The sequence below is a fragment of the Klebsiella sp. CN_Kp088 genome (genome assembly GCF_040064335.1).
Taxonomy (GTDB): Bacteria; Pseudomonadota; Gammaproteobacteria; order Enterobacterales; family Enterobacteriaceae; genus Klebsiella; species Klebsiella aerogenes.
This window is the reverse complement of record NZ_JBEAIQ010000015.1, coordinates 308,377-318,573: the sequence shown is the minus strand read 5'-3', so window position 1 is coordinate 318,573 and position 10,197 is coordinate 308,377. Positions and strand designations below refer to the sequence as shown.

Here is a 10,197-nt window from a genome sequence, read left to right as displayed (position 1 = left end):
GGGAAGTGTTGATGGTGATACCACGAGCTTTTTCTTCCGGCGCGTTATCGATCTGGTCGAATGCGCGAGCAGCACCGCCGTAGGTTTTAGCCAGTACGGTGGTGATTGCAGCGGTCAGAGTAGTTTTACCATGGTCAACGTGGCCGATAGTACCAACGTTGACGTGCGGTTTTGTACGTTCAAATTTTTCTTTAGACACGGCTATATTCCTTACTATAGTGCTCTCCCCTCAGGAGAGAGCACGGGACTTAGGTTTTAATCCTGTGGATTATTTACCACGGGCTTCAATAACGGCCTGAGCAACGTTGTTCGGCGCATCATCATACTTCAGGAATTCCATGGTGTATGATGCACGACCTTTGGTCAGAGAACGCAGCTGAGTTGCATATCCGAACATTTCAGACAGCGGAACTTCAGCGTGGATCTTAACGCCAGTTACTTCAGATTCTTGACCGCGCAGCATGCCGCGACGACGGCTCAAGTCACCGATTACGTCACCGGTGTTCTCTTCCGGAGTTTCTACTTCAACCTTCATGATCGGCTCAAGCAGAACTGGTTTCGCTTTCTTAAAGCCTTCTTTAAAGGCGATAGAAGCGGCCAGTTTAAACGCCAGCTCAGAGGAGTCAACGTCGTGGTAAGAACCGAAGTGCAGACGGATACCCATATCAACTACCGGGTAGCCAGCCAGCGGACCAGCTTTCAGCTGTTCCTGGATGCCTTTATCAACGGCCGGGATGTATTCGCCAGGGATTACACCACCTTTAATGTCGTTGATGAACTCGTAACCTTTCGGGTTAGAGCCCGGCTCCAGCGGGTACATGTCGATCACAACGTGACCGTACTGACCACGACCACCAGACTGCTTGGCGTGTTTACCTTCAACATCGGTAACTTTCTGGCGAATCGCTTCGCGGTAAGCAACCTGAGGTTTACCGACGTTCGCTTCAACGTTGAATTCACGCTTCATACGGTCAACGATGATGTCGAGGTGCAGTTCACCCATACCGGCGATGATGGTCTGGTTAGACTCTTCGTCAGTCCATACGCGGAATGACGGGTCTTCTTTAGCCAGACGACCCAGAGCCAGACCCATTTTTTCCTGGTCAGCTTTGGTTTTCGGCTCAACGGCGATGGAGATTACCGGCTCAGGGAATTCCATACGCTCCAGAATGATCGGCGCATCCGGGTCACACAGGGTGTCACCAGTGGTTACGTCTTTCAGACCGATAGCGGCAGCGATATCGCCCGCGCGAACTTCTTTGATCTCTTCACGTTTGTTAGCGTGCATCTGAACGATACGACCGAAACGCTCACGTGCAGCTTTCACGGAGTTCAGTACGGTATCACCAGAGTTAACCACACCGGAGTACACACGGAAGAAGGTCAGGTTACCAACGAACGGGTCGGTAGCGATTTTGAACGCCAGTGCAGAGAACGGCTCTTCGTCGCTTGCGTGACGCTCAGCCGGGGTATCTTTACCGTCGTCCAGGATGCCGTTGATTGCCGGAACATCGATCGGGGATGGCAGGTAATCAATTACCGCATCCAGCATCGCCTGAACACCTTTGTTCTTGAACGCAGAACCACAGGTTACCAGGATGATTTCGTTGTTCAGAACGCGCTGACGCAGAGCTTTTTTGATCTCTTCTTCAGTCAGTTCTTCGCCACCCAGGTATTTTTCCATCAGCTCTTCGGAAGCTTCCGCAGCGGACTCGATCAGGTTCTGGTGCCATTCGTCAGCCAGTTCCTGCATGTCAGCCGGGATATCTTCGTATTCGAAGGTAACGCCTGCATCAGCTTCGTTCCAGTTGATGGCTTTCATTTTCACCAGGTCAACAACACCGGTGAAACCTTCTTCAGCACCAATTGCCAGCTGCAGCGGAACCGGGTTCGCGCCCAGACGGGTTTTGATCTGACCAACAACTTTCAGGAAGTTCGCACCCATGCGGTCCATTTTGTTAACGAACGCAATGCGTGGAACTTTATATTTGTTTGCCTGACGCCATACGGTTTCAGACTGCGGCTGAACACCACCAACTGCGCAGTAAACCATTACCGCACCATCAAGAACACGCATGGAACGTTCTACTTCGATAGTGAAGTCAACGTGCCCCGGGGTGTCGATGATGTTTACACGGTGCGGTTCATACTGTTTAGCCATACCAGACCAGAATGCAGTAGTCGCAGCGGAAGTGATGGTGATACCACGTTCCTGCTCCTGCTCCATCCAGTCCATGGTAGCGGCGCCGTCATGAACTTCACCGATTTTGTGGTTTACACCGGTGTAGAACAGAATACGTTCGGTAGTAGTGGTTTTACCGGCGTCGATGTGCGCACTGATACCGATGTTACGGTAGCGTGCGATGGGTGTTGTACGAGCCATTTGATTCCTCGTTTATTTCTTTAGGCGTTCAGTTAAGTTATCCAGAGCGGGCGACTCATCTGAAACGCCCGCCTGGTGACTATGACTCCGAAGGGATTACCAACGGTAGTGTGCGAACGCCTTGTTGGCTTCGGCCATACGGTGAACGTCTTCACGTTTCTTAACTGCAGTACCTTTGTTGTCTGCAGCGTCAGTGAGTTCGTTCGCCAGGCGCAGAGCCATGGATTTATCACCGCGTTTACGAGCAGCTTCAACGATCCAACGCATTGCCAGGGCATTACGACGAACCGGACGTACTTCAACTGGAACCTGATAAGTAGAACCACCTACGCGGCGGGACTTAACTTCGACAGTCGGGCGCACGTTTTCGAGCGCAACTTCGAAGGCTTCCAGTTCAGTTTTACCAGAGCGCTGAGCCAGGGTCTCCAGCGCGCTGTATACGATAGTTTCTGCAGTAGATTTTTTACCATCTACCATCAGGATATTTACAAATTTAGCCAGCAGTTCTGATCCGAACTTCGGATCCGGCAGAATTTTACGCTGACCAATGACGCGACGACGTGGCATGGAAATACTCCGTTGTTAATTCAGGATTGTCCAAAACTCAAAGAGTTTAGTTTGACATTAATATAAAACGTTTGGCCTTACTTAACGGAGAACCATTAAGCCTTAGGACGCTTCACGCCGTACTTGGAGCGAGCCTGCTTACGGTCTTTAACGCCGGAGCAGTCAAGCGCACCACGAACGGTGTGGTAACGAACACCCGGAAGGTCTTTAACACGACCGCCACGGATCAGGATCACGGAGTGCTCCTGCAGGTTGTGACCTTCACCACCGATGTAGGAGGTGACTTCGAAACCGTTAGTCAGACGCACACGGCAAACTTTACGCAGTGCGGAGTTCGGTTTCTTAGGAGTGGTGGTATATACGCGAGTACATACGCCACGTTTCTGCGGGCAGGCTTCCAGCGCCGGCACGTTGCTCTTTGCAACTTTGCGCGCGCGTGGTTTGCGTACCAGCTGGTTAACTGTTGCCATTAAATAGCTCCTGGTTTTAGCTTTTGCTTCGTAAACACGTAATAAATCGCCTCATATAATATGAGGACGCAGAATTTTAGGGCGGTGCCGAAAAGGTGTCAAGAAATATACAACGATCCCGCCATTACCAGGCCAACTGACCTTCATGTTTGACCGTAAGACTGACGAAATCAGTATAGTCAACCCTGACGACACTGTCCGCAATTTGACCAGCCAGCCCGCGGGCTTCGATATCGTCTTGCAGAGCATGTAGGGTTATGGGGGCGGATTGCAGGATTTCAAGGAAACGGCCGCCGTCAATCGCCGCGACCACGCCATCGGAGAGCAGTAGCAGATCATCGCCTGGCTTCACCAGACGTAGCATCGCGTCGATATCGACATGCCAGGGGGAGACGCTTAGAGTGTGGAGCATCTGGGCCTCAGAATCGAAGAATCACGTTGAACTCATCAAGCCGGGCGCGCAGCGCTTCTGGCTCGAGGCTTTCTACATCCACCACCCACGGCGTATCGGCGGCCAGGCCGCGCTCGCGGGCAGACGCCGCGCATAACCAACACTGTTCGATGTCATACAGCGATAACAGCTTGAAGGTGGCGATATAATCACGGGCGAGGATTTTTCCCGGCTGCTGGCCAGGGATAATCTGAAACACGCCGTCACCGACAAAAAAAACGCCGAGGTCGTCGGTGAGGGCCGAGGTCGCCAGTAAGGCGTCCAGCCCTTCCCTACCGGCTGCGCTGCCGTGCGGCGCGGAAGAAAATACGAAAGCCACGCGTTTCATCAGAACTGTACCATTCTATCGCAGGTTAACGACGCTTCAGCCAGCGCGCCTAACCCGCTTAAGGTGAAGCCCGGCTGCAGATTATGCGCCGGCAAACCAAGCTGCTGCGCTTCGCGTTCATCGGTCACGCCGCGGCGTAGCGCGGCTGCCACGCAAATGTGCAGCGCAACGGCATGTTCATCATGCAGGCGCTGCCAGTGACGCACCAGGTCTACCTCATCGCTGGCGGGGGCCGTCAGCTGATTGGCGTTGTAGACCCCTTCACGATAGAAAAATACGCAGGCCAGTTCATGCCCTGCGTTAATAACCGCCTGCGCAAACTGCCACGCGCTACTGGCCTGCTGAGTACCGTAGGCAGGCTCGGTTACGGTGATGGCAAAACGCATTACTTATCGAGCCCCTGGAAATCTCCGCTTTTAAACTGGCGGATGTAGAGGTACACCGTGTGTTTAGAGATATTCAGGCGATCGGCTACCTGGTTAATCGCATCTTTGATATCGAAGATGCCTTTCTCGTATAGATTCAGTACGATTTGGCGGTTTTTCGCGTTATTCGATACGTTGCGATCGGCATTCACCTCTTCAATGGTGAACTCCAGCGTTTGCGCCACCAGATCATCCACCGACGAGGCGAAGTTGACCTGCGAGTTGACTTCCGGCGTCTCCGGCGGAATGAAAGTGCTCATAATCTGCGAGAACGGAACATCAAGGTTCATGTTGATACAAAGCAGACCAATCACCCGATGTTCCCGGTTGCGAATGGCAATAGTCACCGATTTCATCAGCACACCGCTTTTCGCGCGGGTAAAATAGCACTTCGATACGCTGCTATCCGCTCCCGTCATGTCGTGCAGCATACGTAACGCCAGATCGGTAATCGGCGAGCCAATTTGGCGGCCGGTGTGTTCACCGTTAGCGATACGAATAGCGGAGCATTTTAAATCCTGCAGTGAGTGCAGCACGATTTCACAATGGGAACCAATGAGCATCGCTAACCCGTCCACCACCGCTTCATAGGATTTTAGGATATCGAAGTCGGTCTGGTCGAAAGGACGTTGATCCAGCAGGTCAAGCTCGCTGGTTTCGTTGGTTAAAAGCGACCTGGACATGTAAAAAAGCACTCCTTTTCAGGAGCCTGTCGTTATCGTCAGGGCAGGCTCATCATCATTATTAAGCTATCTAAAGTAATACAGCGCCTGAGGAATTTTCCAGTTTTAATTATATCTGCAGCCAATAAAAAAGCCGCCGCCCCTGAAGGCGGCGGCTTATAGCAGATTACTTCTTAGCGTCTGCAGCCGGTGCTTCGGCAGCGGCTTCTGGCTTAGCATCAGCCTTCGGAGCCGGTTTGATGTCCAGCAGTTCTACATCGAATACCAGCGTAGAGTTAGCCGGGATACCCGGAACGCCAGTTTTGCCGTAGGCCAGATCTGGTGGGATAACCAGCTTGATTTTGCCGCCTTTTTTGATGTTTTTCAGGCCTTCGGTCCAGCCAGGAATAACGCCATCAAGACGGAAAGAGAGCGGCTCGCCGCGGGTGTAAGAGTTATCGAACTCTTTACCGTCGATCAGCGTACCTTTGTAGTTCACCACGACGGTATCGCTGTCTTTCGGCGCATCGCCAGTACCGGCTTTCTCGACTTTATACATCAGGCCGGATTTAGAGGTTTTCACGCCCTTCTCTTTAGCGAAGGCGTCACGGAACGCTTTGCCTTTGGCATCGTTCTCGGTCGCATCTTTTTCCATCTTCTGCTGAGCGGCGGTTTTCACGCGGGTCTCAAAGGACTGCAGAGTGGTTTCAATTTCTTTGTCGGACAGTTTGCTCTTATCGGCAAACGCATCCTGCACACCGGCGATCAGCTGGTCTTTATCCAGTTTGATACCCAGCTTCTCTTGTTCTTTCAGGGAGTTTTCCATGTAACGGCCGAGGGATGCACCCAGCGCATAAGCGGATTTTTGATCGTCATTTTTAAATGCCGATTTGCTGTCCGCCGCCGGTGCAGCTTTCGCTGCGGTATCGGCAGCAAAGGTCAGCGGTGCATTCAGGGCAACGGCCATCGTGGTCGCCAGCAGCGTTACTTTAAACAGTGATTTCATCCATTTCTCCAGGGCCGGGGCATCTCACCCCAGGGTTATCATAAAAAGCAAAAAACGTACTATAGAACGTTGCAGAACAAATCTACATACGGACCTACCTGAATATCGCCTCATTTCAGACTATTTTTGTATGAATTAGTTTCCTCTCTGACGTTCCGATGCTGCGTTAACGCGGAAACTTGAGTAGAATCCGCCCGCAAACAAGACAGAAGAGGCGACCTATGAACGATAGCACAATGGAGACGCGTCTGGCGGAACTGGAAAGCCGACTGGCGTTTCAGGAGATCACCATCGAGGACCTCAACAAAACCGTCACGGCGCATGAAATAGAAATGGCCAAAATGCGCGAACATATGCGCTTGGTAATCGAAAAATTGAAAGCGACACAGCCGTCGCACATCGCGTCACAGTCTGAAGAGACGCCGCCACCGCATTATTGAGACGTAAAAAAAGCGGGTTTCCCCGCTTTTTTGGCTATTCGCGCGAACGCGACGCCATTAGTGGCAACCGCAACCACCGTTACCACAACCACCTTTGCCGTGTTCATGGTCGTGACCATGATCGTGGCCGTGGCCGCCGCAGCAACCGTCATGACCGTGGTCATGATCGTGATCGTGGCCATGAGCTCCGTGTACGTGACCGTGCTCCAGCTCTTCTGCAGTGGCTTCGCGCAGGGCGACAACTTCTACGTTGAACTTCAGATTCTGGCCAGCCAGCATGTGGTTGCCGTCAACCACCACGAAATCGTCGCCGACTTCGGTGATTTCTACCGGTACCGGACCCTGGTCGGTTTCAGCCAGGAAGCGCATGCCAACCTGCAGTTCGTCAACGCCCATGAAAACGTCTTTAGGAACGCGCTGAACCAGGTTTTCGTCATACTGGCCGTACGCGTCATTCGCGCCGACTTCGACATCAAATTTGTCGCCCACTTCGTGGCCGTTTAATGCGTTTTCCAGGCCGGAAATCAGGGAACCGTGACCATGCAGGTAGTCCAGCGGCGCACTCACCGGAGACTCATCAACCAACACACCGTCTTCTGTACGTACCTGATAGGCCAGGCTGACCACCAGGTCTTTTGCTACTTTCATGATATCTCCTGAGCATGGGAAGAATAGTGGCGCAGATTGTAGCGGAATTCTGCAGCCGTGTACCCTTTAGCTTAAAAAAAGGCGACAGATAACGCTAGTCCGGATGAAAAATGCCGATCACTTGCTCTTCTTTACGAACGTGCTCGCGGACCTCTTTATCGGCCTCGCGCATCTGATGTCCGCACTTAACGCACTCAACAATATCGACATTATTCTCGCGCCACATCGCCAGTGAATCCTGCGCCTGGCACGCCGGGCATTTTGCGCCGGCAATAAAACGTTTACGTACCGCCATTTTGTTCTACCTTCTATTCAAACTCGTCCCAGCCGTCCAGCTGCCGGCTTTCTTTCTGCATTTCACGCTCAAAAATCTCTTCCAGCTCCCGCCGGGCTTCCCGCACGCGGGATATCTGTACGGTATCAGTATGCACTGGCATTAACTCGCGCAGCATTCGCATATCGAGGCGTCGAAAGTGCAACTGCGCGCGCTGCGCCTGATGCGGATGCATTCCCAGGGTCACCAGCGCCTTGCGCCCCAATTCCAGGGCGCTGGAGAAGGTTTCTCGCGAGAATTGCGTCACGCCGGCCTGTAATAGCTCATGCGCCTCTACGCGCCCCCGCGCACGCGCCAGAATATGGAGGTGGGGAAAATGCTGTTGGCACATCTCCACCAGCTTCATGGTATCTTCCGGCTCGTTGCAGGTAATCACAATAGACTGCGCCTCTTCCGCCCCCGCCGAACGCAGCAGCTCAAGCTGCGTCGCATCGCCGAAATAGACTTTGTAGCCATATTTGCGCATCAGGTTGACCGCGCTGATATCGCGTTCAAGCACGGTAATACGCATTTTATTGGCCATCAGCAGGCGCCCAATCACCTGACCAAAACGCCCGAAGCCAACGATAATCACCTGTGGCTTATCATCCTCGACCCATGGCGCCTCATCGGTATCCTCCGCCGGGTTAAGCCGTCGCGACAGCACTTTATCAATGACCTTCATCAGGAGCGGCGTGGTCATCATCGATAAGGTTACGGTAACCAGCAGCAGCGCCATTTGATCGTTATGGAACAGCTTCTGCGAAGCCGGCATGGAAAAGAGAACAAAGGCGAACTCGCCGCCCTGGCTCAATACGCCGGCGAACTGCGTGCGCTCGGAGCTGCGCAAACCATATAGCCGGGCCAATACATAAAGCACCAACGCTTTAACCGCCACCAGCGCGGCGACGCTCAGCGCGACCCACAACAGATGGGTATATAGCACGCCAAGATTCAGCGCCATGCCGACGGAGATAAAAAACAGCCCCAGCAGCAAGCCTTTAAACGGCTCAATAGCGATTTCCAGCTCGTGGCGATATTCGCTTTCCGCCAGCAGCACGCCGGCGATAAACGTCCCCAGCGCCATTGACAGCCCCAGGGCGTCCATAAACAGCGCGGAACCCAGCACCAGCAGCAGCGTGGCGGCGGTAAATACCTCACGCACGCCGGAACCGGCGATAAAACGGAAAACCGGACGCAGCAGAAAACGGCCGCCAATCAGCATGCCGGCGAAAGCCAGCACCTTCATCCCCACCGACATCCAGTTGAAGTTATCGTCGCCGTGTCCGGCGAGCAGCGGGACCAGCGCCAGCGCCGGGATCACCGCTAAATCCTGAAATAACAGAACTGAAAAGCCCAGCTGGCCGGATTCGTTACGGCTCATTCCCTTCTCGCGCATCAGCTGCAGCGCCATCGCGGTAGAGGACATTGCTAACCCAATACCGCCCACCACGGCCGCCTGCCACGAAAACCCGGTGACCACCAGCAATCCGCCAAGGATCGCTGCGCTAAACAGCACCTGCGCCGCGCCGACGCCGAATATCGAGTTGCGCAGTTGCCACAGTTTGGCCGGATTAAGCTCAAGGCCGATGATGAACATCAGGAATACGACGCCCAGCTCGGAAAAATGGAGAATTTCATCCACATCGCTAATAAAGCCAAGCCCCCACGGGCCAATCGCAATCCCGGCCAACAGGTAGCCGAGCACGGCGCCAATGCCCAGCCGGGCCGCCAGCGGTACCGCCACCACGGCGGCAAACAAAAACAGTACCCCCGCTAATAGCAAATCAGCTCCCGCCATTGACGCCTCCTGTAGCAACAGGATTCGCGAGCCAATCGCGATATGCGCGGGCGTGGCTTTGCAAATCTTCCGGCCGCTGTCGGCGCGCCCAGTAGACAATAATTGGACTCAGCCAGTGCATGCGGCACATGCCGGCCGTTAACTCAAAAGGGCGCAGAATATCATTCATCGGATAGCGATTAGCATCGCGGCGGTAAGCGCTCTCCGGCTCGCCGGTGGTGATCACGCTACGCCAGTACTTTCCCGCAAGTTGATTTCCTCCCGCGCCGCTGGCGAAGCCGCGGCTCAGCACCCGGTCCAGCCACTCTTTCAACAATGCCGGGCAGCTCCACGTATACAGTGGATGTTGGAAAACAATCACCTGATGCTGACGCAGGAGATCCTGCTCATGGGCGATATCAATAAAAAAATCTGGATAGTGCGCATAAAGATCGTGCACGGTGACATTCGGCAACTGTAAGGCCGGTTCAAGCAAAACCCGGTTGGCCACGGAATCCTGAGATTCTGGGTGGGCATACAGCAGCAACACTTTCGCTGTCTGAGACATCATTCCCCTCCCGAACGTCATCTGGCGGCTTGCGAAGCGGCTGCGTCTCGACGCAACCAGAATGACTTTGTCTATCGTCTTCATTTTGGGCTACCATTGCGGCCCTATGGAGCGTTTCGCTTACACACTACATTATCATAAAGACAAATTAACATA

At 53.6% G+C, this 10,197-nt stretch carries 14 protein-coding genes; 1 reads left to right on the top strand and 13 read right to left on the bottom strand.

Annotated features, from left to right (window positions below):
* From ABLV08_RS06665 to fkpA, 9 genes are all read right to left on the bottom strand, one after another.
* A partial coding sequence (locus tag ABLV08_RS06665; RefSeq protein WP_000031657.1) for a GTP-binding protein occupies positions 1 to 199 on the bottom strand: 199 nt, incomplete at its 3' end.
* Positions 200 to 268: 69 nt separating this feature from the next.
* Entirely contained in the window at positions 269 to 2,383 is a 2,115-nt protein-coding gene (fusA, locus tag ABLV08_RS06660; RefSeq protein ID WP_015369417.1) for an elongation factor G, read from the bottom strand.
* Positions 2,384 to 2,479: 96 nt separating this feature from the next.
* Positions 2,480 to 2,950 carry a 30S ribosomal protein S7 gene (gene rpsG, locus ABLV08_RS06655; protein WP_015369416.1) on the bottom strand — a complete coding sequence of 157 codons (471 nt, stop codon included), beginning with the start codon at positions 2,948 to 2,950 and terminating at the stop codon, positions 2,480 to 2,482.
* 95 nt (positions 2,951 to 3,045) lie between these two features.
* Positions 3,046 to 3,420 (bottom strand): 30S ribosomal protein S12, encoded by a 375-nt coding sequence (gene rpsL, locus ABLV08_RS06650; protein WP_000246815.1) that lies wholly within the window; start codon positions 3,418 to 3,420, stop codon positions 3,046 to 3,048.
* Positions 3,421 to 3,544: 124 nt separating this feature from the next.
* A complete protein-coding gene (gene tusB, locus ABLV08_RS06645) occupies positions 3,545 to 3,832 on the bottom strand; it encodes a sulfurtransferase complex subunit TusB (RefSeq protein WP_045375910.1) in 288 nt (95 codons plus the stop codon).
* Positions 3,833 to 3,839: 7 nt separating this feature from the next.
* Positions 3,840 to 4,199, bottom strand: a complete 360-nt coding sequence (gene tusC / locus ABLV08_RS06640; protein ID WP_015369414.1) for a sulfurtransferase complex subunit TusC — start codon at positions 4,197 to 4,199, stop codon at positions 3,840 to 3,842.
* Positions 4,199 to 4,585 (bottom strand): sulfurtransferase complex subunit TusD, encoded by a 387-nt coding sequence (tusD, locus tag ABLV08_RS06635; protein WP_348855677.1) that lies wholly within the window; start codon positions 4,583 to 4,585, stop codon positions 4,199 to 4,201. Before tusD ends, tusC begins: the two co-directional genes overlap by 1 nt.
* Positions 4,585 to 5,307, bottom strand: coding sequence for a transcriptional regulator (locus ABLV08_RS06630; protein ID WP_004868391.1), 723 nt, complete (start codon positions 5,305 to 5,307; stop codon positions 4,585 to 4,587). The genes tusD and ABLV08_RS06630 overlap by 1 nt, the downstream gene beginning before the upstream one ends.
* 166 nt (positions 5,308 to 5,473) lie before the next feature.
* Positions 5,474 to 6,292, bottom strand: coding sequence for an FKBP-type peptidyl-prolyl cis-trans isomerase (gene fkpA, locus ABLV08_RS06625; protein ID WP_015369412.1), 819 nt, complete (start codon positions 6,290 to 6,292; stop codon positions 5,474 to 5,476).
* A 221-nt stretch (positions 6,293 to 6,513) separates the two neighbouring features.
* On the opposite strand from fkpA, the gene ABLV08_RS06620 reads away from it, so the two are divergent.
* Positions 6,514 to 6,732, top strand: a complete 219-nt coding sequence (locus tag ABLV08_RS06620; protein ID WP_015703644.1) for a protein SlyX — start codon at positions 6,514 to 6,516, stop codon at positions 6,730 to 6,732.
* A gap of 57 nt (positions 6,733 to 6,789) precedes the next feature.
* Here the strand turns inward: ABLV08_RS06620 and slyD are convergent, their stop codons facing one another.
* The 4 genes from slyD to kefG form a co-directional block, all read right to left on the bottom strand.
* Positions 6,790 to 7,380, bottom strand: coding sequence for a peptidylprolyl isomerase (slyD, locus tag ABLV08_RS06615; protein WP_015369410.1), 591 nt, complete (start codon positions 7,378 to 7,380; stop codon positions 6,790 to 6,792).
* Between the two features lie 94 nt (positions 7,381 to 7,474).
* Positions 7,475 to 7,675, bottom strand: a complete 201-nt coding sequence (locus tag ABLV08_RS06610; RefSeq protein ID WP_004106389.1) for a YheV family putative zinc ribbon protein — start codon at positions 7,673 to 7,675, stop codon at positions 7,475 to 7,477.
* 13 nt (positions 7,676 to 7,688) lie between these two features.
* Positions 7,689 to 9,494, bottom strand: coding sequence for a glutathione-regulated potassium-efflux system protein KefB (gene kefB / locus ABLV08_RS06605; RefSeq protein ID WP_015369409.1), 1,806 nt, complete (start codon positions 9,492 to 9,494; stop codon positions 7,689 to 7,691).
* A complete protein-coding gene (kefG, locus tag ABLV08_RS06600) occupies positions 9,481 to 10,044 on the bottom strand; it encodes a glutathione-regulated potassium-efflux system ancillary protein KefG (RefSeq protein WP_015369408.1) in 564 nt (187 codons plus the stop codon). The genes kefB and kefG overlap by 14 nt, the downstream gene beginning before the upstream one ends.
* Between the last annotated feature and the right edge of the window lie 153 nt (positions 10,045 to 10,197).